This is a genomic window from Sulfitobacter sp. NFXS29 (assembly GCF_040148765.1).
GTDB lineage: Bacteria > Pseudomonadota > Alphaproteobacteria > Rhodobacterales > Rhodobacteraceae > Sulfitobacter.
In genome coordinates this window covers 133,550-156,603 of sequence record NZ_JAGDED010000003.1, presented here as the reverse complement: position 1 = coordinate 156,603, position 23,054 = coordinate 133,550, and the positions used below count along the sequence as shown (strand labels likewise).

Here is a 23,054-nt window from a genome sequence, read left to right as displayed (position 1 = left end):
CTGGGTGTCCTGAGGGGTCTTGAGCGGTGCGGAGGAGAGAGAGGCGGTCATTTGCCCACCTTCCACGCAATGTCGCGCGGCGCGGGCGGGACGGGGGAGCGTTGCGGCGGGATTTTCGGCTGCGCCTCGGCGGGGGCGTCGGTCTTCTCGATATGCACTTTAAGGTCGAACCACGCGGCCTGCCCGGTGATCGGGTCGGAGTTCGACCACCGCAGCCCATCGCCTTTCGGTGGCAGCAACTCGTGGATCAGGTGGTTGAGCAAGAAGCCCTTGGTCGCCTCGGGCGCGTCGCGGTCCAGCGCCCATGCGCCTTTGCGCTTGCCGATGGCGTTCCACGTCCAGACCGTTTTCGGGTTCAGGGCCGCCATCTCCATCACCGGCACGGTGATCCCGCCGTGCGGAGAGGTCACGCGCGCCCAGTCGCCGTCTTGCAGCCCCTTGGCGCGCATGATCGCGGTGGGCAGGTAGAGCGGGTTGTGCCCGTGCAACTGGCGCAGCCATGCGTTTTGACCGCCCCAAGAATGGTACATCGCCATCGGGCGTTGGGTGAGCGCGTGAACGTCATAGCCCTCAGCGCCCTGCGGATCGCTGTCATACCAGATCGGCAGGGGCGACATTGTCTGCTTGATGCGCTCGCGCAGATGGTCGGGGGGCTGGCGTTTGCCATGACCTTCGGCGGCCAGTTGAAAGCGCCGCAGCGGCTCGACGTAGAGCGAGAACAGATAGGGCTGCGGCGCGTCATAGATGCCCATGCCGACGGCCCAATCCTGATAGGCAGCGTTCCACGGTTTGTAGTAGTTCGCCCCCTCCGGGATATGATTGACGAAGAAGCCGCCGTTTTCAATATAGCGGTCAATCTGCTCGGGGTTTGGCTCCCCCCGTCCGACATCCTTGCCGTTCTTGCCTCGGAACCCGGCCAACGGGCCGATGCCCGGACGGCGTTCGTGATTGGTGATGTAATCGGCGTAGTCTTTGAACTTCTGGCTGCCATCCTCGTTTACGAAACCCGGCAGGCCGAGCTTCGCCCCCAGATCGCAGAGCGCTGACTGAAAGCCGCGCACGTCGCGGTTAGGCTCGACAACCGGCCAACGGATCGCATCGGCTGCGGCGTCGGCCTCGCTGATCGGGCGGTCGAGCAGTGAGATACAGTCGTGCCGTTCAAGGTACGTCGTGTCGGGCAGGATCAGGTCCGCAAAGGCGACCATTTCCGAGGAATAGGCATCGGAATAGATGATGCGCGGGATGACGTAGTCGCCATTCTCGTCGGTGTCGGTCAGCATCTCCATCACCCCGCCGGGGTTCATCGAAGAGTTCCACGACATATTGGCCATATAGAGAAACAGCGTGTCGATCTTATAGGGATCGCCCGCGTAGGCGTTGGAGATCACCATATGCATCAGCCCATGGGCTGACATCGGGTTTTCCCATGTGAACGCCTTGTCGATCCGCGCCGGGCTGCCATCAGCGCGTAGCGCCAGATCGTCGGGGCCTTGAACGAAACCCAGATGCGGCCCGTCGAGCGGCGCATCGGGGGTGGCTTTGCAATGTGGTTTGGGGTGCGCGGTGGCAGGCTTGGGGTAGGGCGGCTTAAAACGAAAACCGCCCGGCACTTCGACGGTGCCAAGGATGATCTGCAGCACATGCAGCGCACGGCAGGTCTGAAACCCATTGGCGTGGGCCGAGATGCCGCGCATGGCGTGGAAAGAGACCGGGCGGCCTGTCATCGTCTTGTGATGCTCGCCGCGGAAGTCGGTCCATTCGTGCTCAAGCTCGAAGGCTTCGTCAAAGGCGACGCGGGCCAGTTCGGCGGCGATGGCGCGGATGCGCGGGGCGGGGATGCCACAACGCCCGGCCACGGCTTCGGGGGTGTAGTCCTCACCCAGATATTGCTCGGCCATCTGGTGAAAGACCGGGCGGTGCGTAATGCCCGCCGTTCGGTAAGTGGCGGCAAGGTCAGGGCGCACGCCGGGCTGATCGAAGGGGGTCAGCTTGCCGGTCTTGCGGTCGACCACCAGCGCCTTGCCGTCCTCATCGCGCAGTTGCAGGCCATACTCCGGCGACTTGGGGTCGCTGTTCAGCAGCACTGGGGCGTCGGTGTAACGCGCAAGGTAATCCAGATCGATGCGCCCGGCCTTCATCAGGCAGTGGATCAACGACAGGATGAACAGCCCATCGGTGCCGGGCGTGATGCCGACCCAATCGTCGGCAATAGCGTTGTACCCGGTGCGGATCGGGTTCACCCCGATGACCCGTGCGCCGCGTTTCTTGAGCTTGCCCAGACCCATCTTGATCGGGTTGCTGTCATGGTCCTCGGCCACACCGAACAGCATGAACAGCTTGGTGTGGTCCCAATCGGGCTGACCAAATTCCCAGAACGCACCGCCCATCGTGTAGATGCCCGCGGTGGCCATATTGACCGAGCAGAAACCGCCATGGGCCGCGTAGTTCGGCGTGCCGAAAGCCTGCGCCCAGAGCGAGGTGAAGCTCTGCGATTGGTCGCGCCCGGTGAAGAACGCCAGCTTTTCCGGCGCTTCGCGGCGCAGGGGCTCCAGCCAGTCGGTGGCGATCTGCAGTGCCTCTTTCCAGCTAATGCTCTCAAACTCTCCCGAGCCACGCGGGCCGACCCGTTTCATCGGGTTGCGCAGCCGCGCGGGGGAGTTGTGTTGCATGATCCCCGCAGAGCCTTTGGCGCAGAGCACACCTTGGTTCACCGGGTGGTCGCGGTTGCCCTCAATATAGGCGACCTTGCCCTTTTTCATATGCACGTCAATGCCGCAGCGGCAGGCGCACATGTAGCAGGTGGTCTTGCGAACCTCGTCCGAGACCCTGGGCGACAGATCAAGCGGCGGCTGGGAATGCTTCATGGGCGGGCTGGGTCTTTCAGCAAGGCGCGCGCTTGGCGCGCGATATGTTTCTCTTCGGCGGCGGGGATGATCCAATTGGGAATATTTCCCGCCCAGCTTAGGTTTGCAAGAACCTTTTCCCTCACCTCGGAATCGTTTTCGCCGATACCCCCGGTGAAGGCGATGCCGTCGATCCCGCCCATGGCGGCGATCATCGACCCCGCTTGCCGGGTGATCCAGTAGCAAAAGTGGTCACGGGCGAAGCGGGCGGCATCGCTGTCTGTTTCCGCCAATTGCCGCATATCGGCGGTGAGACCCGATAGCCCCAGCAACCCGCTTTTGTGATGCAGCAGCGTTTGAGCCTGCTCCAATCCAACGTCGCGCACCAGATGCAGCACCGCGCCCGCGTCAATCTCGCCCGCGCGGGTGCCCATGGTCAGCCCGCCGAGCGGCGAAAAGCCCATGGTGGTGGCGACCGATTGCCCCTCGTGGATGGCGCAGAGCGATGCGCCATTGCCCAAATGCAGCGCCAGCAAACGGCGGGGGAGGTCTGCGCCAGTGGTCTCGCGAAAGTTCGCGACGAGGCTTTCATAGCTGATGCCGTGGAACCCATAGCGGCGCAGTGCGGCGGTCTCTGCCCGTTCGGGCAGGGCATAGCGGCGGGCGACTTCGGGGTTGGTCCGGTGAAACCCGGTATCAAAGGCGGCAACCTGCGGCAGGTCGGGCATGAGGCTGGCCAGCGCGTCGATGGCCCCGAGGTGGTGCGGATTGTGCAACGGTGCCAGCGGCGCGGCGGCGGCGATGGCGGCCCGCACTTTCGGGCTGATCACACAGGTCTCGGCCAGATCCGGCCCGCCATGCACGATACGGTGCGCGGCGGCGGTGAGATCGCCAGTATCGATACCCGCCCCGCGCAGCGCCTCTAGCAGCGCGCGAAAGGCCGTCTGGTGATCCGGCAAGGCGCGCGGCTGCGTTGGTGCAGAGCCGACCCGAAGTGCGCCGGTCTGGCCGATGCCCTGCGCCTCAATCCGCAGACGCTCGGTTAACCCGCCGTCAAAGACCGCCGCCTTGATGGATGACGATCCCGCGTTGACGACAAGCACCAGCGCTTGTGTCACGCCTCAGACCCGTTGCGGGCGCATGTCATCCCGGCTGATCCCGGCGACGGAAACGGGTTTCTTCATCGCGTCGCGGCGGAAGGGCTCGCCAAGTTCTTGATTCAGCAGCACTTCGATAAAGGTGGTCTTGCCCTCTTCCATCTGCGCTTTGACTGCGCGGTCCAGCGCGTCGGTCAACTCATCCATTGACGATACCTGCACGCCCTCGACGCCGCAGGCCTTGGCCACTGCGGCATAGCTCACGTCCTGCGCCAATTCGGTGCCGACGAAGTTGTCGTCGAACCACAGCGTCGTGTTCCGTTTCTCCGCGCCCCACTGGTAGTTGCGAAAGATCACCATGGTCACGGCAGGCCAGTCGTCGCGGCTGACGCTGACCATCTCGTTCATCGAAATGCCAAACGCACCGTCCCCGGCAAAGCCCACCACAGGCACATCCGGGCAGGCGATCTTGGCCCCGCAGATCGCCGGGAAACCATAGCCGCAGGGGCCAAAGAGACCGGGGGCGAGGTATTTGCGGCCCGTTTCAAATGTCGGATAGGCGTTGCCAATGGCGCAGTTGTTGCCGATGTCGGAGCTGATGATCGCCTCTTTCGGCAGAGTTTTCTGGATTGCGCGCCATGCCATGCGGGGGGACATCTTTTCCGGCTCGCGGTCGCGGGCGCGTTCGTTCCATGTGGTGCCGGGATCGTCGTCCTCGTGATCCATCGAGGTGAGTTCCTGCGCCCATGCGGATTTGGTCTGGGCGATCAGGTTGCGCCGTTCCTCGCGCCCCGCGTCGCCCGCGCTGTCGCTCAGCCCGTCAAGGATCGTGCGGGCCACTTTGCCCGCATCGCCGACGATGCCGACACTGACCTTCTTGGTCAGGCCGATGCGGTCGGGGTTGATGTCGACCTGAATAATCTTGGCGTCCTTGGGCCAATAATCGATGCCGTAGCCCGGCAGGGTTGAAAAGGGGTTGAGCCGCGTACCAAGCGCCAGCACCACATCGGCCTTGGCGATCAATTCCATCGCCGCTTTCGAGCCGTTGTAGCCCAGCGGCCCGACCGACAGCGGGTGCGATCCGGGGAAGGCGTCATTGTGCTGGTAGCCGCAGCAGACAGGCGCATCGAGCCGTTCGGCCAGTTTGCGCGCGTCGTCGATTGCGCCGCCGATGACCACACCCGCGCCATTCAGGATCACCGGGAATTTGGCGTTCGAAAGGAGCTCTGCCGCTTCGGCAATGGCCGTCTCGCCGCCAGAGGGGCGCTCGAACTCGACGATGGCGGGCAGGTCGATGTCGATCACTTGGGTCCAGAAATCGCGGGGAATGTTGATCTGCGCCGGGGCGGAGTGGCGTTTGGCTTGCAGGATCACCCGGTTCAACGTCTCGGCAATGCGGGTCGGATCGCGCACTTCTTCCTGATAAGCGACCATGTCGCGGAAGAGCGCCATCTGCTCGACTTCCTGAAAACCGCCCTGACCAATGGTCTTGTTCGCCGCTTGCGGGGTCACCAGCAGCAGCGGCGTGTGGTTCCAATAGGCGGTTTTCACCGGCGTCACAAAGTTGGTAATCCCCGGCCCGTTTTGCGCCACCATCATCGACATCCGCCCCGACGCGCGCGTAAACCCATCGGCCATCATGCCGGAGTTACACTCATGCGCGCCGTCGTAAAAAGTGATCCCGGCGGCGGGGAAGAGGTCGGAGATCGGCATCATGGCCGAGCCGATAATGCCAAAGGCAGTGTCGATCCCATGCATCTGAAGGGTTTTGACGAAGGCTTCTTCGGTGGTCATTTTCATGGGTCGATCCTTTGGGCGTGGGGCAAAGCTCTGGGCAAATTACGGGCAGGCGCGGGCGGGGGTTAGGGCCAGAATTGGCCTAGCCCTAGGGCCAGATCAGCGCAGGCGGTCGATCTCTTCGGCGATCAGGCCAACCCCCTCCTCAATGCGTGCGGCGGGGATGGAGGAATAGGCCAGCCGGTAGTAATTCGTCGCCTTCTCTTCGCCCGCGAAAAAGGCGTGGCCGGGTTCGACCAGTACGTCCCGCGCGCGCAGGTTTTCGGCCAGTTGCGCGGTATCGACGCTTTCCGGCGCGCGCATCCAGAAGGACGATCCGCCATAGGCACCCCGGCCCGAGACACGCAGGCCGTGCGTCTCAAGCGCCTCTTCCATGACGCGGCGACGCTCGTGCAAGGCCAGCCCCATGCGACGGATCTGCGCGTCGTAATGGCCCAGAGACAGGAAATAAGCGGCAGTGCGCTGGATATGCCCAGGCGGGTGGCGCAGGACCGAGGCGCGCAGCGCGCGGGCCTCACGGATGAACGGCTCAGACCCCACCAGATACCCCAGCCGCAGCCCCGGAAAGAGCGACTTGGAGAAGCTGCCAACATAGATCACCCGCCCCTCATCATCGAGCGATTTGAGCGCGGGCGAGGCGGGTTTGAGAAAGGACATCTCGAACTCATAGTCATCCTCGACGATCAGCGCCTCAAGCGCGCGGGCGCGGGCCAAGAGCGCGCGGCGGCGGTCCATCGGCATGGTCGCATTGGTCGGGCATTGGTGGCTGGGCGTGGTGAAAATCACATCCGTATCGGGGGGGATCGCCTCAGGCGGGAGGCCGTCTTGATCCACGCGTACTGGGGTGATGTGACAGCGGGACTGGCTCAGGATACCGCTGAGCGCCGGATAACACGGGTCTTCTAAAACGGCGCGGCGGCGTTGGGTCAGCAGCACCTGCGCGGTCAGCCAAAGCGCGTTCTGCGCGCCGAGGGTGATGAGGATTTGCTCGGGCCGCGCCGAGACGCCGCGCCGGGGCAGGATGTGGCGGGCGATGAACTCGATCAGCTGCGGGTCGTCCTGATCGTAGTAGTCGGTCGTCATCGAAGTGAAGTCGCGTTGACCCAAGGCTTGCAGCGCGCAGAGCCGCCAGTTGGCGTGGTCAAAAAGGGAGGGGTCGGCTTGCCCGTAAATAAAGGGGTAGCGGTAGCTGGCCCAATCCTGCGGTTTGGCGGCCAGCCCATTGGCGCTGAAGCGTTGACCGATGGCGCGGGTCCAGTCGATGGCGTCATCGGCCTCGGCCCGGGGCGCGAAGGCTGGGGGCGCGGGGGCGTTGTCTGAAACGAAATACCCCGACCGCCCGCGCGAGGTGAGGTAGTCATTCGCCAAAAGCTCGGTATAGGCGATGGTGACCGTGATCCGGCTGACCCCCAGATGCGCCGCGAGCTTGCGGGTGGAGGGCAGCTTCTCACCCCGCTGGAACCGACCCGAGAGGATGCCTTGGGCGATCATCTGTTGGATCTGCTGTTGCAGGGTGCCTTGCGCATCGGGGCGCAGGAAGAAGGTCTCGACGGGCAGGGCCATGGGGGCGACGTTAGGCTGGCCCTAGGGGGAGTTCAATCTGGCATTATATTGCGGTGAATTAAATCGGCGCACAGCGCGACTTCCGTTCACCCTGCACCTCGCCTAAAAGTGTCGCATGAGCATCTCCGCCCCTCTTTTGATCGCCGTTGACGGTGGTGGCACCGGTTGCCGCGCCGCCATCGGCACGCAGCGCGATGGCATTCTTGGCCGTGCAAAAGGGGGGCGCGCCAATATCGGCAATGCCCCGGACAGAGCGCTCGCAAACCTGCGCGGCGCGGTGGACGCGGCGGCGGCCGAGGCGGGGCTGCCCCTCACGGCACTCAAGAACGCCACGGCGTTCATCGGGCTGGCGGGTATGAACGTCGCGCGGGACGAAGCGCGGCTGCGCGCGGCGCTGCCCTATGCCCGGATCCACGCCGACGATGACCGCCCCGCCTGCGTGGTCGGCGCGCTTGGCGAAGGCGTGGCGGGCTGGCTGCTGGCCATCGGCACGGGTACGATTGTGGCCGCGACGGACGGCACGGCGTATCGCTATGTCGGAAGCTGGGGGTTTCATCTGGCCGACCAAGGATCAGGCGCATGGCTGGGGCGGGGCGCGTTGGATTTTGCGTTGCAATGCCATGACCGGGTGCTGCCGCACAGCGACCTGACCCGCGCTTTGATGGCGGATTTCGGCGATGATCCAGAGGCTCTCGTTTCTTTCAGCCTGACAGCGCAACCCGGAGACTATGCGGCATTCGCGCCCAAGGTCATCGCGGCTGCCGAGGCTGGGGACCGCCACGCGCAGGCACTGATGCAAGAGGGGGCGGCCTATTACCTCCGCGCCTTGAAGGCGCTGGATTTCGCGCCCGGCGACCCGCTCTGCCTGCTGGGCGGGATTGGCCCGCATTACGCGCGTTACCTGCCAGAAGACCATCTGTCAGGGCTGATCGCGGCGCGCGGCACGGCGCTTGATGGGGCGTTTCATCTGGTCTGCAAGGCCGCAGCGGAGGAGGTTTTGCCATGAGCGAGATCGCGAGGGTTTTCACCGGGGCGGATATTCACGATGGAAAGCATCTGCACCACGGCAAGGTGCTGGCGCAGATGCAAGACGGCAGCCGCCGCATCCTTGCCTTTGAAGAGGTGCCGCAGGGCGTGCCGACAGAGCGGCTGCAGGCGGGGGTGCTCTGCCCCGGTTTCGTCGATCTTCAGGTCAATGGCGGCGGCGGGGTGATGTTCAACGACAGGCCCGATGTGGCCACCCTGCGGCGCATGGCCGAGGCGCATCGCAGCACGGGTGTCACGGCGCTTTTGCCCACCTTGATCACCGACACGCCCGATAAAACCGAAGCGGCGATTGAGGCTGTCGCGGCTGCTATCGCCGAGGGGGTGCCGGGCATTATCGGGCTGCATCTGGAAGGCCCGCATCTGGCGTTATCGCGTAAGGGTGCGCATGACGGGGCGCTGATCCGCCCGATGGAGGCGGCGGATCTTGCCCTGATCCTGCGCGCCGCCGTGCTGCTGCCGAACCTCATGGTGACGGTCGCGCCGGAAAACACCAGCGCCGCGCAGATCGCCACGATGGCGGAGGCGGGGGTCATCGTCTCGCTTGGCCATAGCGACGCGGATTACGAGACCTCTATGGCTGCTTTTGATGCGGGCGCGCGCTGCGTCACGCATCTGTTCAACGCGATGAGCCAGATGGGCAACCGCGCGCCGGGATTGGTTGGGGCGGCGCTGGCGCGGGACGGGGTTCACGCCGGGCTGATTGCCGATGGCATCCATGTGCATCCCGCCAGCATGCGCAACGCGCTGGCGGCCAAGGGGGAGGGGATTTTCCTCGTCAGTGATGCCATGGCCACGGCGGGCTCTGATATCGCGGGCTTCACGCTCAACGGGCGCGAGGTTTATCGCGCGGAGGGGCGGTTGACCTTGGCGGATGGCACTCTGGCGGGGGCGCACTTGGAGTTGGGTCGCGCGGTCCGTACGCTGACCCATGCGGTGGGAGAGCCGTTGGAGACCGCCTTGGCGCGGGCGATTTCGGGGCCGCTGGCGCTGTTGCGCGATGATATGGGCTTGGGCCGGATCGAAAGCGCGGGCCAACCTTTGCTGCTGTTCGACCCCGAAAGCGGTGCGGTGGAACTGCTGGCCTAGCCTGCGAAAAGCCGCCAGAAGAACACCGCGCTCATGCCAAAGCCGATGGCGGCGATCAGCCAGCGCACGGTCTGTTTCGGCAAGGCCCGCGCCAGCGGCGCTCCGGCATAGCCCCCTGCCGTCGCGGCCAGCATCATCAGAAACGCCTGCGGCCATGCGACCAGCCCGGCCAAGGCAAAGACCGCCACGGAAATCGATGAGAGCACAAAGCTCAGCCCGTTCTTGAGCCCGTTCATCCCGTGGAGGTCGGTCATGCCCCAAAGCGCGAAGAGGGCCAGCAGAACGATGCCCAAGCCCCCGTTGAAATAGCCGCCATAGACGCTGACCGCGAACAGGCCGAGCGCGCCTTCGGGTGTGACGGCGCGGGCATGGGACGCGGCAAAGGCGCGGACGCGGTCGCCCAGCAGGAAGGCCAGCGTCGCCGCGAGGAGCAAGAAAGGCACGACAATCGAGAAGGCCGCGTTGGACGAGACCAGCAGCAGGCCCGAGCCGACCACACCGCCCGCCAGTGTGATGAGGCTAAGCCGCAGCAACCGCTTGCGGTCAAAGCCGCCTAATTCATCGCGAAAGCCGAAAGCCCCGGCAAGGTAGCCGGGAAACACCGCCACGGCGCTGGTGGCATTGGCCGCCACAGGTGGCATCCCGGTAAAGACCAGCGCCGGAAAGGTCAGAAAGGTGCCGCCCCCGGCGATGGTGTTCAACACGCCCGCGCCAAAGGCCGCGATCAGCAAGATCGCGATATCGCTTAAAGTGGTCATTGTCCCTCCCCACGCCATGCGGCGCTTGGAACCCTGTTAGGATCAAATCACGGCGATGCCAAGATGGGGGGGCAGACACGAAAAAGGGCTCCGACCGATGGTCGAAGCCCCGATAGCGCGAAATCGCGCGATGTCAGCCGTTTACGGGCAAGCTGCGACGTAGCGCTGGCCGTTGGAGTTCTGGTACACACATTTGCCGGACTGAGTCTGGCCGATGTAGTTGCCAGCCGCCGCACCAGCGAGACCGCCGATGATTGCGCCTTGAACCTTGTCGTCACCACCTGAAACAGCAGCACCTGTGGCTGCGCCGAGGGCTGCACCTGTCAGGGCGCCTTGGCTGGGCGTGGTGCCGTTACAAGCGGCAAGAGTGGCGACCAGCGGAACGGCGATAAGGAATTTCTTCATGTCTTTCTCCCAAGTTACTCATTTGCCAACGCGGGGGGATTGGAAGAGGTTCCCGCGAAAGCGATGGACGTTAAGAAAAATTTTCAACGCGGGTGTGCGCGGCAATTTTCCATCTGTTGTCATGTTCGGGCAAGACAGAGGTTTAGATAGACGAAGGCGGCACCGGGTCAACCGATGCCGCCTGTCGCAGGCCTGAAAGCGCGGTTTTACGCCGAAGCGAAAACCCGGCCCAATGCGCCATCCACCGCGGTGATGATCTCATCAATATCATCGCGTGAGGCGATCAGGGCGGGCGAGAAACACAGCGTGTTGTTCTTACCGGGCAGGGAGCGGTTGGTGGCCCCGATGATCACCCCTTGGGCCATGCAGTCCCCGACGACGGCTTGGATGCGCTTTTCCTCGACGGGGTCGCGGCTGTCGCGGTCAGTGACCAGTTCGGCGCCCAAGAACAGCCCCTTGCCGCGCACATCGCCGATCACCTTGTGTTTGTCGGCCAGCGCATGAAGCTGCTCCAGCATGTAGTGGCCCATGTTGGTGGTGTTCTCCAACAGGTTCTCGCGTTCGATGATGTTCATATTCTCAATGCCCGCGGTCGGCCCCGCGGTGCAGCCACCAAAGGTCGAGATGTCGCGGAAGTAGTTCAGCGGATCGCTGGCATCGTCCTTGAACATGTCGAAGACCGCATCGGTCGTAACCAGACAGGCGATGGCGGCATAGCCTGAGGCGACGCCCTTGGCCATGGTCACCATGTCGGGCTGGATGCCGTAGTGCTGATAGCCGAACCAAGTCCCGGTCCGGCCCACACCGCAAACGACCTCATCGATATGCAGCAGGATGTCGTATTTGCGGCAAATCTCTTGCACCCGCTCCCAATAGCCATCGGGCGGGCAGATCACGCCGCCGCCTGCTGTCACCGGCTCTAAGCAAAGCGCGCCGACGGTTTCCGGCCCTTCGGCGAGGATCACCTTTTCGATCTGGTCAGCCGCCCATGTGCCGTAGTTCTCTTGCGGCGCACCGTCCTGTTCGAAGCTGCGGTATTCCAGACAATGCGGCACGCGCACAAACCCCGGCGTGAAGGGGCCATATTGTGCATTGCGCTCGTCCTGACCGCCCGCTGAGAGGCAGCCGATGGTGGTGCCGTGGTAATCGCGATCGCGGTAGAGGATCTTGTGCTTTTTGCCGCCATAGCGTTTGTGCGCGATCTGGCGCACCATTTTAAAGGCTTTCTCATTCGCCTCGGAGCCGGAGTTGCAATAGTAGACGCGATCAAGACCCGGCATCTTATCCAGCAGTTTCTCGGCGAAATGAGAACCGGGGATCGAGCCGGCGGAACCGGCGAAATAGTTCAGCTTGATCAGTTGGTCGCGCACGGCATTGGCGATGCTTTCGCGGCCATAGCCGACGTTGACCGTCCAGACACCACCCGACACGGCATCGAGGTGCTCTTTGCCCTTTTGGTCCCAGACCCGCATGCCCTTGCCTTCGACAATGATGCGCGGGTCGATCGTTTCATAGGGTTTGTGCTGGCTCAGGTGGTGCCAGATATGCGCGCGGTCGGCTTCGACAACGCGGGAGATGTCGTTCTCGTTGAAATTGCCGTCCATGGGGCAAACCTTTCTGTGCGGGTGGGCGAACCCACGAATGAAGCCCGCGCTGAGGCGGGGAATGTGCCTATCACATCACCGCGAAATCCGCGCCGCAAGTAGTGCCAGATGGGTTTGTTCCTTAAGGCCAGCCGGAGGTGCCGATTTCTTTTAAAGGAATCGAACCGGACTTTTTTAAAATGTCCGGGGCCTTAAAGAAAACGCCGGGGTGGTGCCCCGGCGTTCGAGTTTACTTCGATTTCGGGCCGCCCTTGCCGCCCTGCTTGCCGATCTTATTCGGCGGGGTGAAGCGTTTGGACGGGTCCGACGCCCGCTTGTAGGACTTCTCGCCTCCCGGCGTGGTGGCCGAGGTTGTCGGCTTGCCCTTGCCTTTGCGCGGTGCATCGCCTGCGGGCTTTTCCTTTTTCCAAACGGCTTTCGCCTTGGGCTTGCCGGTTGTTTCGCCGCCAGTCTTAGGTTTGGGCGTCGCGCCGGGTTTCATCGGGCTGCGCTCGGTCTTGTGCGACTTTGGCGGGCGTTCGCCCTTGGGCGCGCGCGGTTTGTCGAACTTGGGCTTGTCGTATTTGGGCTTGTCGAACGACGCCGCACCGGGGCCATCCGCCGCTTTGGCGCGGGGTTTGCGCGGGGCGGGGGCGGCGTCGGGATCGTAGTTGTCACGCGGCGGGCGCGGACCACGGTCGCGGTCACCTTTGTAGCCGCCACCCGGCTTGGGGCCACGTTTGCCTGCAGGCTTTGGGCCACGGGCCAGATCGGGGGCTTTGTCGAGCTGCGTCAACACCGCGCCTTCTTCCAGCTTCATGTCACCGCCAAGTGCGCTCAGCAGGCCGGGGACAGAGGTTTCCAGCACTTCGACAAAGCTGTGGCTGCCCTGCACACGGATCGCGCCGATGTCGTCTTTGGTCAGATCGCCGCGACGGCAAAGCATCGGCAGCAGCGTGCGCGGCTCGGCCCCGTCATTGCGGCCGGTCGAGATCGAGAACCAGACCGATTTACCAAAGGCCGGGCGCGGTTTGTCGTCGCCGGGCGCACCGGGTTCTGCCAGCTCTTCCGGCGCGGATTGGCGGGCGCGGTAGAGGTTGACGAAGGCAGTGGCCAGTTGCTCGGCACTGAATTGCTCAACCAGATTGGCGACAAAACCTTCGGCGTCTTCGGGAATCGGGTCGGACCATGCGGGATCGGCCAGCAGACGGGCCTCATCCGCAGCGTTTACTTCGGCGGCAGAGGGCGGTGCCGCCCATTCCACTTTCAGCTTCGCGCCGCCGATCAGACGGTTGGCTTTGCTGCGCAGTTTCCCTGGCACGATCAGGGCGGAAACACCCTTGCGCCCGGCGCGGCCTGTCCGGCCAGAGCGGTGCAGCAGCGTGTCGGAGTTGCTGGGCAGATCGGCGTGGATCACCAGTTCAAGGTTTGGCAAGTCGATGCCGCGTGCGGCGACATCCGTTGCGATACAAACGCGGGCCCGCCCGTCGCGCAGCGCTTGCAGGGCGTTGGTCCGCTCGGATTGCGTCAGCTCACCCGACAGCGCCACGACCGAAAAGCCCCGGTTGGTGAACCGTGTGGTCAGGCGCGCCACGGCGGCGCGGGTGTTGCAGAACACGATGGCGTTCTTGGCTTCATAAAAGCGCAGCACGTTGATGATTGCGTTTTCAGTGTCACGCGGGTGCACGTTCAGCGCGCGGTATTCGATATCGCTGTGCTGTTTGGCTTCGCTCACAGTGGTGATGCGCTGCGCGTCGCGCTGGTAGGATTTCGCCAGTTTGGCAATCGCCGCAGGCACGGTGGCCGAGAACAGCAGCGTGCGGCGTTCTTCGGGGGATTCGGAGAGGATGAACTCAAGGTCTTCGCGGAAGCCGAGGTCGAGCATCTCATCCGCTTCGTCGAGCACCACGGCGCGGATCGCGTCGAGGTTGATGTTGTTGCGTTTGATGTGGTCACACAGGCGGCCCGGCGTGGCGACGACGATATGCGCGCCCCGGTCAAGCGCACGGCGCTCGGTGCGGGTGTCCATGCCGCCGACGCAGGTGGTGACCACCGCGCCCGCTTTGCCATAGAGCCACGTCAGCTCGCGGCTGACCTGCATGGCCAATTCGCGGGTCGGCGCGATAATCAGCGCCAGCGGTGCGCCTGCTTGGCCGAAATGGGTGTCTTCCCCCAAGAGTGTCGGCGCGATGGCGAGGCCAAAGCCCACCGTCTTGCCCGACCCGGTTTGGGCGGAAACCAGAAGGTCTTGATCGTTCAGCGCGGGGTCTGTGACGGCCTCCTGTACGGCGGTAAGTGTTTCATAACCCTGTTGGGCAAGGGCATCGGCAATAGTCTGGATCACGAAGGCTGTCCTGTCTTGAACGTTTGTGCGGGGGGCGGGCACGTGGGGTGCTACCAGCCACGGCAAAGGAATCCGACCGTCGGTAGAGGGTCGGGGATGGAATGTACATGGGGGTTTTTGGGCGAATTGTCACCCTTTTTACCTGTTTGGCGGGTTTGGAGGCCCGAATGGGCGGGGAAATGCCATTTTCGCTCTGGTCCGATCCGCTCACATCTCGGTCAGGCCAATGGCGCGGCCGGGCAGCTTCGGTTAGCTATAACCAAAGCTGAAAGAGAGAGTGAGGCAATCTGGTGCAAAGCGATCTGCCCCTGACGCGAGATCTGGTGCTGGTGGGCGGCGGGCACGCCCATGCGCTGGTGCTGCGCAAATGGGGGATGGACCCGCTGCCCGGCGCGCGGCTCACGGTCATCAACCCCGGCCCCACCGCGCCCTATACCGGCATGCTGCCCGGCCATATCGCCGGGTACTACGGGCGGGATGAATTGGAGATCGACCTGATGCGCCTATGCCGCCACGCCGGGGCGCGGCTGATCCTTGGGGCGGCGACGGGGATTGACCGCGCGGCCCGCGCGTTCACGGTCGAAGGGCATGGGGCCGTGGCCTATGACGTGGCCTCAATCGACATAGGGATCACGGCCAAGATGGACCTGCCGGGGTTTGCGCAATACGCGGTCGGGGCCAAGCCGCTTGATGTCTATGCCGCGCGCTGGCGTGATTTTCTGGCGGCGGTCAAAGCAGGAGAGCAACCGCCCGCGGTGGCGGTGATCGGTGGCGGTGTTGCGGGCTGTGAGCTTGCCATGGCGATGGCTTTTGCGCTGCGGCAGGCGGGTGTGCAGCCTGCCGTGACGGTGGTGGAACATGGGCCAGAACTCTCCGGCATGGCGCCCCGGACCGCGGCCATGGTGCGGCGGCATATGGCGGATTTGGGGGTGGCCCTTGCGCTTGATGCCAAGGTCACGCGCATCACCGATCGGCAGGTGATCTTGGCGGGTGGCGCGCCGATTTCGGCTGCGCTTTGTGTGGGCGCTGCGGGGGCGGTGCCGCATGAATGGCTCAGGCAAACCGATTTGCCGCTGCATGAGGGCTTTATCCGTGTCGGCACGGATCTGGGGGTGGTGGATGATGCGGCACTCTTTGCCGTGGGCGATTGCGCGCATATGGAGGCCACGCCGCGCCCCAAGGCCGGGGTTTTCGCCGTGCGGGCAGCACCGGTGCTGCATGACAACCTGCGCGCGGCGCTAAGCGGCGGGGCACGGCAGGCGTTCAAACCGCAGCGGCACTATCTCAAGCTGATCTCGCTCGGGGGGAAATCCGCCGTGGCTGAGCGGAACGGGCTGGCCCTTGGCGGGGCGCTGCTTTGGCAGTGGAAGGACCGCATTGATCGCAAGTTCATGGATCAGCTTGATGACCTGCCCGAAATGAAGGGCAATGCGCTGTCGGGTCCGACGGCCTCGGGCGTGGAAGAGGCGCTGGCGGGCAAGCCGCTTTGTGGCGGTTGCGGCGCAAAGGTGGGCGGCGCGGTGCTGGGCGATCTTTTGGCAAAGGTGCAGGGGCCAATCTCCGGCGATGTCGTCACCGGGGCGGGGGATGATGCGGCGGTGCTGCGCCAACCGGGCGGTGGCTTTCAGGTGATGAGCACGGATCACCTGCGCGGCTTCATCGAAGACCCGGCGCTGATGACGCGGATCGCAGCGGTCCATGCCTTGGGCGATGTCTGGGCCATGGGGGCCAAGCCGCAGGTGGCGCTGAGTTCGATCATCCTGCCGCGCATGTCGCCCGCATTGCAGGCCCGCACGTTGCGAGAGATCGCGGCGGCCGCGCAAGATGTAATGGCGGCGGCAGGGGCGCAGATTGTGGGCGGCCATACGACCATGGGCGCGGAACTGACCATTGGGTTTACGGTCACCGGCACGCGGGCGGACATGCCCATCGGTGTCGGCGGCGCGCAGCCAGGGGATGTGTTGATGCTGACCCGGCCCATTGGGTCTGGCGTGATCCTTGCCGGGCATATGGCGGGCAGCGCGTCGGGGCGGGTGGTGGCCAAAGCGCTCGGGCTCATGGCGACACCGCAGGCGCGGGAGGCAGAGATTTTGGGCGCTGCCAATGCGATGACGGATGTGACGGGCTTTGGCTTGGCAGGCCATGTGCAGGCGATTTGCCGCGCCTCGGGGCTGGCGGCAGAGCTTCGGGGCGCGGCGGTGCCGATTTACCCCGGCGCGCAGGCGCTGTCGGATCAGGGGGTGGCATCATCGCTATTGTCGGTCAATCAGGCCGATGCTCCGATAGAGGCCGCAGGCCCGGTGAACCCGCTTTTCCACGACCCCCAGACTGCCGGGGGGCTGCTGGCGGCCTTGCCAGAGGCGGCGGCGGAAGCAGCGCAGGCACGGCTAGAGGCTGCGGGTCTTACGGGCCATATCATCGGACGGCTGGAGGCCGGTGCCCCCTCTATGCGCCTGACGTAAACCGGGTGTTCAGCGCGGCGGCGGTCTCGGCCAAGGAGGTATCGTCGAGTGTGTCGAGCGTCAGCCGCTCTATCGGCGCGGGGTTGCGGCTGGCGGCTTTGGCGTAGCGCGGGTCGTAGTGTTGGCCGATCAGCCCTTCGGCAAGCATGGCCCAATGGCCTGCGCGGGCTTGGCTCTGCCATGCCGCGATGGTATCTGCACTGTGATAGGGGCGCAGCCTGTCGATGCGGTCATTCAGCAAAGCAGGGTCCGTCGTCAGGTCGTCATAGGCCCGACAGAGGAAATCCGCCCGCGCGGCGAGCGGGGCGGCGATCTCAACCCGCTGGGCTGCGCGCATCGCGGCCCAGAGGGCGGGGGGCAGGGTGATGTCACCGATCTTGCTGCTTTCCGCCTCGACCCAGGTTACCTGCTCCGGATCGAGCGGCATGAGGGCTTGGGCCAGACGGGATTCAAACATTTTCTGATGCGGTTGGCCGCCGTCCACCGCGCCGAAAAGCGACCCGCGATGTTGTGCCAGCCCTTCGAGGTCCAGCACCTGCGCGCCTGCCTTTGCTAGATGGTGCAGCAGCCGCGTCTTGGCCGTGCCGGTGCCGCCTTCGATCAGCATCAACCGGTGCGGCATGGGTGTGTCGTAGAGCGCCGCGACCACCAGCCGCCGATAGCTGCGATAGCCACCGCGCAACAGTTGCACGCGCCAGCCGACCTGATCGAGGATCGTAGAAAACGCACCCGACCGCTGCCCGCCGCGCCAGCAATAAACCAGCGGTTGCCAGCCACCGTCTTTACCCGCAAGTGCCGTCTGCAAATGCCGCGCCGTGTTCTGCGCCACCAGCGCCCCGCCGATCTTGCGCGCGTCAAAGGGGCTGACTTGGGTGTAGATCGTGCCGACCTCGGCCCGTTGGGCATCCGACAGCACGGGCAGATTGATCGCGCCAGGCAGATGATCCTCGGCAAACTCCATCGGGGCGCGCACGTCGATGATGGTGTCCACGTCAAGCGTGGCGAGGTCCGACAGGGCGGTGAGGGTGCAGGGGGTCATCTGGGGGTTCCGGCAAAGGCCCCACGCCCTGTGACAGGACGGGGGGCGATGGCTTAGGCTTTGGCCGCGATTACCAGCACTTCGACGAGATATTCTGGCGTGGCGAGTTTGGATTCGCCGCAGGCGCGGGCGGGGGCGTGGCCCTCGGGCACCCAAGCATCCCAAACGGCGTTCATCGCCGCGAAATCGGCCATGTCGGCCAGCCAGATGGTCGATTGCAGGATGCGGGTCTTGTCGCTGCCGACCTCGGCCAGCAGGGTGTCGACCTTATCAAGGCAATCTTGGGTTTGCTGGGCCACATCCGCACCTGCCGTGCCGACCTGACCGGCAAGGTAGATCACTTCGCCATGCTCGACAATTTGGCTCATGCGGGTGTTGGTGTGATGGCGTTTGATCTCGGTCATTCTGTCTCTCCTTTGACGTTGCAAAGGTTGTGGCAGCTTTGCGAGAGGGAGACCAGATCAAAGGCCGCGCGTCAGGGCTTCTCAGCCTTTCCGCCTGCTTCTGGGCCGCCCTCTTTTGGGCCGCCTGCTTTTTCCCAACCGCCAAAACCGTCCTTTAGGTGCGCCGCGTCAAAGCCCATGTCTTGCAGTGTCGCGACTGAGATGGCCGAGCGCCAGCCCGAGGCGCAGTGAAAGACGAACTTCTTGTCTTGGGCAAAGACCTCTTTGAAGTAGGGGCTGTCGGGGTCGACCCAGAACTCCAACATGCCGCGTGGGCAGTGGAACGCACCGGGGATGAACCCGGTACGCTCACGTTCGCGGGGATCACGCAGGTCGACGAATTGCACATTTTCGTCGTCCAGCATGGCGATGGCCTCAGCGCTGTCGATCTCTTCGATCCGGGCGCGGGCCTCAGCGACCATTTGCGCGGCGGTTTTCTTGAGGGCCATCGGGGTCTTCTCCTTACAGTTGGTTCAGCAGATCAGGTGTGGGCCAGCCATCGACGGGCATGCCCAGACGCTCCTGCTCGGCGCGCACGGCGGCACGGGTGCCAGAGCCGAGGATGCCATCCACATCGCCCACGTCATAGCCCATGGATTGCAATTTGCGCTGAAGCGTCTTCATCGCCTCCCCACCGAGGCCGGGTTGCGGATTGCCCGCATCATAAACCTGCGCGCCTTCCAGCCGCGTGGCGAAATAGGCGGCAGTCATGACGTAGGTAAAGCTCTGGTTCCACTCGAAATAAACCCGGAAATTCGGATAGGCGACGAAAGCAGGCCCGCCGCGCCCTTGTGGCAGCAGGACCGAGGCGGTCAGTCCCTCAGCCAGCGCACCGCCTCGCGGGGATACGCCCATAGCCTGCCATTCGCTGACGGGTTTGGAGGTTTCCAGCCCGGTTTGCGACCAGTCGAAATCCTGCGGCAGGGTGACTTCGGCCAGCCAAGGTTCCCCCGCGCGCCAGCCAAGGCTTTGCAGCATTTTCGCACCCGACAGCAGCGCATCAGGGGCAGAGGTTTTCAGCGAGACTTCGCCATCGCCATCGCCGTCCACACCGTTTTCAATGATGTCGCGCGGCAGCATTTGCACCATGCCGATCTCTCCGGCCCAAGCGCCGGTGGTGGTGGCGGGGTCGAATTCACCGCGCTCGAAAAGCTCTAGAGCGGCGAAAAGCTGTGGGTGGAACAACTCGGGGCGGCGGCAGTCATGCGCCAGCGTGGCCAGCGCGTTGGCGGTGTTAAAGTCGCCTTGGATCGCGCCGTAATCCGTCTCAAACGCCCAGAAGGCCAGTAGCACGCCACGGCTGACGCCATACTCGGATTCAACCCGGTCAAAGACCGCGTCGTATTTCTCGGCCATGGCGCGGCCCCGGTTGATCCGGTTTTCCGAGATCAAGTGGCGCGAAAATTCGATGAAAGGCTTTTGGAACACGCCCTGCGCCTGATCGGCGCGCAAAACGGCGGGGTCTTGGCGCAGGCCGGCAAAGAAGCGGTCGGCATTGGCGGGATCGGCGCCATTTGCCACGGCCTCGGCCTTGGCATCCGCGATAAAGCTGGAGAAATCACCGCCACAGGCCGTTTGCGCAAAGGCGGTGGCGGGAAGGGTGAGGGCCGCAAGGGTGGCGGCTAGAAAAGTGGGGCGCATAGGTATCCTCTTGGTCACAGACAGGCCAGAACTAGGGCGATTGCCCACATCACCAACCATGCCTGCCAGAGGCGGGTGATGGCCGCATCAATCTCCTGAGGTCCGATGACGCGCGCCCCCGCGCCGTGCACCCAAGGAAACTGCTGCACTTGGCCATCATAGCTGCGCGGACCGGCGAGGGCCACACCTATGGCCCGCGCCATGGCGGCTTCCGGCCAACCGGCGTTGGGCGAGCGGTGCAGCGCTGCATCCGCCCGGATGCCACGCCAGTGGTGCAGCACCCCGCCGGGGAGCGCGATGAGCAGCGCGGTCAGCCGTGCCGGGGCGAGGTTCAGCAGATCGTCCATCCGCGCCGCGGCCCAGCCGAAATCGGCATAGCGCGGGGTGCGGTAGCCGATCATACTGTCGGCGGTGTTAACGATTTTATAGATCATCAGCCCCGGCAGTCCGCCCAGCAGGAACCAAAAGGCAGGCGCGATGATGCCATCGCTGAGGTTTTCCGCGCCGCTTTCGATGGCCGAGCGTGCCACGGCGTCAGGGGGCATCTCGGCAGTGTCGCGGCTGACGATCATCGCCACCGCGCGGCGGCCAGCGGGCAGCGATTGGCGCAGCCCGTCCGCCACCGCGCGCAGGTGCTCAACGAGGGAGCGTTGCGCCAGCAGGATCGCGGCGATGATGATCTCGGCCAGCGGGCCTAGAAGGCTCAGCACCCAGCCAAGGCACGCCATCCCGATCATCAGCGCCAGCAGCAGCGCCACGCCCTTGGCACGCCGCGTTTGGCCGTGGTTCAGCCGACGATCCCCCGAGCCGATCAGCCGCCCCATCAGCACCGCCGGATGCGGCAAGCGCCGCCAGAGCCATGCCGGTTCCCCAAGGGCCGCGTCGAGCAGCATGGCCAGCGCGAGGACCGCCGCCGTGCTCATGCCAGCGCCCGCTCCAACCGCGACCAGCCGTCAGCGGGGGGCAGGCCGAGGCGCAGCCAGCGTGGGTTATAGGGGAAGACGCGGGTCCAGATGTGATGGTGGGCGAGGCGTTCCTGCCAAGCTAGCGCGTTGTCGACCTCATAAAGCCTGAAAAGCGGGGTGCCACCGAAGATCTGCGCCCCCGCTTCGGTCATCATTGTGTCGAGACGGGTGGCGTCAGTCGCCAGCCGGGCCCGCGTGGCCTCGGCCCAAGCGCCATCCCGCAAAGCCGCCGCGCCGATATGCAAAGCCGGGCCGCTTACCGGCCAAGGGCCGAGCATCTGGCCAAGCCGTGCCACCAAAGCCGGATCGCCGATGACAAAACCCAGCCGCAGCCCGGCCAGCCCCCAGAACTTGCCAAAGCTTTTGAGGATCAGCCTGCCGGGTGTCGTGGCCTGCGCCATGAGGGTGGCATCAGGGGTGATGTCACAGAAGCTCTCGTCGATGATGCTGAGGGGGGCGGTGACCTCTGCCGCATCCCAAAGCCGCCCGTCGGGGTTGTTGGGGTGGACGTGAACGGCACCCTCGGTCTCGCCCGCCTCGACCACCTGCCAGCCGTTCTCGGCGAAACTGGCGGCATGTTCATTGTAAGTCGGACCTGGAATGCGCACGGTACCGCGTGGGGCGAGCGCCGGGATGCGGGCAATCGCCGAGGATGCTCCCGGCACGGCAAGCAGCGCAGCATCCGGTGGCACCTTCCAGAAGGCGCGGGCGGCCTCCTCCAGCGCGGTTTGCGCCGCCGCATCGGGGAGCGCGTTCCACGCCTCAGCAGGCAGGGCGGGGATTGGATAGGGCTGCGGATTGATCCCGGTCGACAGGTCGATCCACTCCGCCCGCTGCCCGCCGAAACGCGCCGCTGCCGCATCGACACCGCCGCCGTGGTCGCGCTGATCTGGCTGTTTCATCCTCGTCCCCCTGCCGTTCTTGCTGCGGTGAAAGCGCAAAAGCGCTGCGCGATCAAGCGCCTTCCGCAAGGCGGGCAGGGGGAGGAGGGGTCAGCCGCGCCCGTGCGGCGCGTCGAAATCCAGCACCGGGTTGATCGGGATGATCCGGTGCGGGTTAATCGTGTCGTGGCTGTAGTGGTAGTGCCGCACGATATGGTCGAAGTTCACCGTCTCGGCCACGCCCGGCACCTGATAGAGTTCGCGCGTATAGGCCCAGATATTCGGGTAATCGACGATCCGCTTGCGGTTACACTTGAAGTGCAGGTGATAGACCTTGTCGAAGCGCACCAGCGTGGTGAAGAGCCGCCAGTCCGCCTCGGTCATCTTGTCACCTGCGAGGTAGCGGTTTTGCGACAGGATGTCTTCGATCCAATCCAGCGTGTCAAAAAGCGGATGCACGGCGGCGTCATAGGCCTCTTGTGTGGTGGCGAAACCGGCCTTGTAGACCCCGTTGTTGAGCGTGTCATAGATGCGTGCGTTCACCTCTTGGATGCGGTCGTGCAGCTCTGTGGGGTAGTAGTCATCGCTGTTACCGGTGATCTCATCAAAGGCACTGTTGAACATGCGGATGATTTCGGCGGATTCATTGCTGACGATGGTCTCGCGCTCTTTGTCCCAAAGAATCGGCACGGTGACGCGGCCCGTGAAATTGGGATCGGCACGGGTATAGATGTCGCGGGCATAGGGCAGGCCAAAGAGGGTATCGCCAGTGGCGCCGGGGAAGTCATCATCAAAGGTCCAGCCTTCGCCCAGCATGTCGGGGTGTACGACCGACACGCCGATGTGATCCTCCAGCCCCTTCAATTGGCGGAAGATCAGCGCGCGATGTGCCCAAGGGCAGGCATAGCTGACATAGAGATGATAGCGCCCCGATTCTGCCTTGAACCCGCCGGCGCCGCTGGGGCCGGCGCTGCCATCGGCGGTCACCCAGTTGCGAAACTTCGCTGCGGCGCGCTCAAACTTGCCGCCCGAGGATTTGGTATCATACCATTTGTCTTGCCATTTTCCGTCAACCAATAGGCCCATCTTGTTCTCCTTTG

The 23,054-nt window shown here is 64.4% G+C and carries 18 protein-coding genes; 3 read left to right on the top strand and 15 right to left on the bottom strand.

Annotated features, from left to right (window positions below):
• Nucleotides 1–47 precede the first annotated feature (47 nt).
• The 4 genes from J3456_RS07395 to pdxR all read right to left on the bottom strand — a co-directional run bounded on the left by J3456_RS07395 (nt 48) and on the right by pdxR (nt 7,300).
• Nucleotides 48–2,864, bottom strand: a complete 2,817-nt coding sequence (locus J3456_RS07395) for a molybdopterin oxidoreductase family protein (RefSeq protein WP_349579570.1) — start codon at nt 2,862–2,864, stop codon at nt 48–50.
• Nucleotides 2,861–3,961 carry an acetate/propionate family kinase gene (locus tag J3456_RS07390; protein ID WP_349579569.1) on the bottom strand — a complete coding sequence of 367 codons (1,101 nt, stop codon included), beginning with the start codon at nt 3,959–3,961 and terminating at the stop codon, nt 2,861–2,863. Before J3456_RS07390 ends, J3456_RS07395 begins: the two co-directional genes overlap by 4 nt.
• A gap of 3 nt (nt 3,962–3,964) precedes the next feature.
• Nucleotides 3,965–5,740, bottom strand: a complete 1,776-nt coding sequence (gene xsc / locus J3456_RS07385) for a sulfoacetaldehyde acetyltransferase (protein ID WP_349579568.1) — start codon at nt 5,738–5,740, stop codon at nt 3,965–3,967.
• A 96-nt stretch (nt 5,741–5,836) separates the two neighbouring features.
• A complete protein-coding gene (gene pdxR / locus J3456_RS07380; RefSeq protein ID WP_349579567.1) occupies nt 5,837–7,300 on the bottom strand; it encodes a MocR-like pyridoxine biosynthesis transcription factor PdxR in 1,464 nt (487 codons plus the stop codon).
• 115 nt (nt 7,301–7,415) lie between these two features.
• On the opposite strand from pdxR, the gene J3456_RS07375 reads away from it, so the two are divergent.
• Nucleotides 7,416–8,306 (top strand): glucosamine kinase nucleotide-binding domain-containing protein, encoded by an 891-nt coding sequence (locus J3456_RS07375; protein WP_349579566.1) that lies wholly within the window; start codon nt 7,416–7,418, stop codon nt 8,304–8,306.
• A complete protein-coding gene (gene nagA, locus J3456_RS07370) occupies nt 8,303–9,433 on the top strand; it encodes an N-acetylglucosamine-6-phosphate deacetylase (RefSeq protein WP_349579565.1) in 1,131 nt (376 codons plus the stop codon). The genes J3456_RS07375 and nagA overlap by 4 nt, the downstream gene beginning before the upstream one ends.
• On the opposite strand, the gene J3456_RS07365 is transcribed toward nagA, so the two are convergent.
• The 4 genes from J3456_RS07365 to J3456_RS07350 form a co-directional block, all read right to left on the bottom strand.
• On the bottom strand, nt 9,430–10,191 hold the full coding sequence (locus J3456_RS07365) for a sulfite exporter TauE/SafE family protein (protein ID WP_349579564.1): 762 nt from the start codon (nt 10,189–10,191) through the stop codon (nt 9,430–9,432). The two genes, nagA and J3456_RS07365, sit on opposite strands and share 4 nt — an antisense overlap.
• 141 nt (nt 10,192–10,332) lie before the next feature.
• A complete protein-coding gene (locus J3456_RS07360) occupies nt 10,333–10,596 on the bottom strand; it encodes a YMGG-like glycine zipper-containing protein (protein ID WP_067631066.1) in 264 nt (87 codons plus the stop codon).
• Between the two features lie 206 nt (nt 10,597–10,802).
• Nucleotides 10,803–12,200, bottom strand: a complete 1,398-nt coding sequence (locus J3456_RS07355) for an aminotransferase family protein (RefSeq protein WP_349579563.1) — start codon at nt 12,198–12,200, stop codon at nt 10,803–10,805.
• Nucleotides 12,201–12,429: 229 nt separating this feature from the next.
• Nucleotides 12,430–14,523, bottom strand: coding sequence for a DEAD/DEAH box helicase (locus J3456_RS07350; protein ID WP_349579562.1), 2,094 nt, complete (start codon nt 14,521–14,523; stop codon nt 12,430–12,432).
• Between the two features lie 290 nt (nt 14,524–14,813).
• Here J3456_RS07350 and selD point away from each other — a divergent pair, with 290 nt between their 5' ends.
• Nucleotides 14,814–16,985, top strand: a complete 2,172-nt coding sequence (gene selD / locus J3456_RS07345; RefSeq protein WP_502989496.1) for a selenide, water dikinase SelD — start codon at nt 14,814–14,816, stop codon at nt 16,983–16,985.
• Here selD and mnmH read toward each other — a convergent pair.
• From mnmH to J3456_RS07310, 7 genes are all read right to left on the bottom strand, one after another.
• Nucleotides 16,969–18,024, bottom strand: a complete 1,056-nt coding sequence (gene mnmH, locus J3456_RS07340) for a tRNA 2-selenouridine(34) synthase MnmH (RefSeq protein ID WP_349579561.1) — start codon at nt 18,022–18,024, stop codon at nt 16,969–16,971. The two genes, selD and mnmH, sit on opposite strands and share 17 nt — an antisense overlap.
• Nucleotides 18,025–18,077: 53 nt before the next feature.
• Nucleotides 18,078–18,428: a RidA family protein gene (locus tag J3456_RS07335; protein ID WP_349579560.1), complete on the bottom strand. Its 351-nt coding sequence runs from the start codon at nt 18,426–18,428 to the stop codon at nt 18,078–18,080.
• A gap of 71 nt (nt 18,429–18,499) precedes the next feature.
• Nucleotides 18,500–18,916 (bottom strand): rhodanese-like domain-containing protein, encoded by a 417-nt coding sequence (locus J3456_RS07330; protein ID WP_349579559.1) that lies wholly within the window; start codon nt 18,914–18,916, stop codon nt 18,500–18,502.
• Nucleotides 18,917–18,929: 13 nt separating this feature from the next.
• Nucleotides 18,930–20,108, bottom strand: a complete 1,179-nt coding sequence (locus tag J3456_RS07325; protein ID WP_349579558.1) for a lytic murein transglycosylase — start codon at nt 20,106–20,108, stop codon at nt 18,930–18,932.
• 14 nt (nt 20,109–20,122) lie between these two features.
• Nucleotides 20,123–21,031: an adenosylcobinamide-phosphate synthase CbiB gene (cbiB, locus tag J3456_RS07320; RefSeq protein WP_349579556.1), complete on the bottom strand. Its 909-nt coding sequence runs from the start codon at nt 21,029–21,031 to the stop codon at nt 20,123–20,125.
• Nucleotides 21,028–21,975, bottom strand: a complete 948-nt coding sequence (cobD, locus tag J3456_RS07315; protein ID WP_349579555.1) for a threonine-phosphate decarboxylase CobD — start codon at nt 21,973–21,975, stop codon at nt 21,028–21,030. The genes cbiB and cobD overlap by 4 nt, the downstream gene beginning before the upstream one ends.
• 90 nt (nt 21,976–22,065) lie before the next feature.
• Nucleotides 22,066–23,040, bottom strand: a complete 975-nt coding sequence (locus J3456_RS07310) for a glutathione S-transferase family protein (protein ID WP_349579554.1) — start codon at nt 23,038–23,040, stop codon at nt 22,066–22,068.
• Nucleotides 23,041–23,054: the final 14 nt, after the last annotated feature.

What these genes read in the sequence shown, in the direction of transcription:
- J3456_RS07395 (WP_349579570.1), bottom strand. Translation starts at nt 2,864, where the DNA reads ATGAAGCATTCCCAGCCGCCGCTTGATCTGTCGCCCAGGGTCTCGGAC.
- xsc (WP_349579568.1), bottom strand. Translation starts at nt 5,740, where the DNA reads ATGAAAATGACCACCGAAGAAGCCTTCGTCAAAACCCTTCAGATGCAT.
- pdxR (WP_349579567.1), bottom strand. Translation starts at nt 7,300, where the DNA reads ATGGCCCTGCCCGTCGAGACCTTCTTCCTGCGCCCCGATGCGCAAGGC.
- J3456_RS07375 (WP_349579566.1), top strand. Translation starts at nt 7,416, where the DNA reads ATGAGCATCTCCGCCCCTCTTTTGATCGCCGTTGACGGTGGTGGCACC.
- nagA (WP_349579565.1), top strand. Translation starts at nt 8,303, where the DNA reads ATGAGCGAGATCGCGAGGGTTTTCACCGGGGCGGATATTCACGATGGA.
- J3456_RS07365 (WP_349579564.1), bottom strand. Translation starts at nt 10,191, where the DNA reads ATGACCACTTTAAGCGATATCGCGATCTTGCTGATCGCGGCCTTTGGC.
- J3456_RS07360 (WP_067631066.1), bottom strand. Translation starts at nt 10,596, where the DNA reads ATGAAGAAATTCCTTATCGCCGTTCCGCTGGTCGCCACTCTTGCCGCT.
- J3456_RS07355 (WP_349579563.1), bottom strand. Translation starts at nt 12,200, where the DNA reads ATGGACGGCAATTTCAACGAGAACGACATCTCCCGCGTTGTCGAAGCC.
- mnmH (WP_349579561.1), bottom strand. Translation starts at nt 18,024, where the DNA reads ATGACCCCCTGCACCCTCACCGCCCTGTCGGACCTCGCCACGCTTGAC.
- J3456_RS07335 (WP_349579560.1), bottom strand. Translation starts at nt 18,428, where the DNA reads ATGACCGAGATCAAACGCCATCACACCAACACCCGCATGAGCCAAATT.
- J3456_RS07330 (WP_349579559.1), bottom strand. Translation starts at nt 18,916, where the DNA reads ATGGCCCTCAAGAAAACCGCCGCGCAAATGGTCGCTGAGGCCCGCGCC.
- J3456_RS07325 (WP_349579558.1), bottom strand. Translation starts at nt 20,108, where the DNA reads ATGCGCCCCACTTTTCTAGCCGCCACCCTTGCGGCCCTCACCCTTCCC.
- cbiB (WP_349579556.1), bottom strand. Translation starts at nt 21,031, where the DNA reads ATGAGCACGGCGGCGGTCCTCGCGCTGGCCATGCTGCTCGACGCGGCC.
- cobD (WP_349579555.1), bottom strand. Translation starts at nt 21,975, where the DNA reads ATGAAACAGCCAGATCAGCGCGACCACGGCGGCGGTGTCGATGCGGCA.
- J3456_RS07310 (WP_349579554.1), bottom strand. Translation starts at nt 23,040, where the DNA reads ATGGGCCTATTGGTTGACGGAAAATGGCAAGACAAATGGTATGATACC.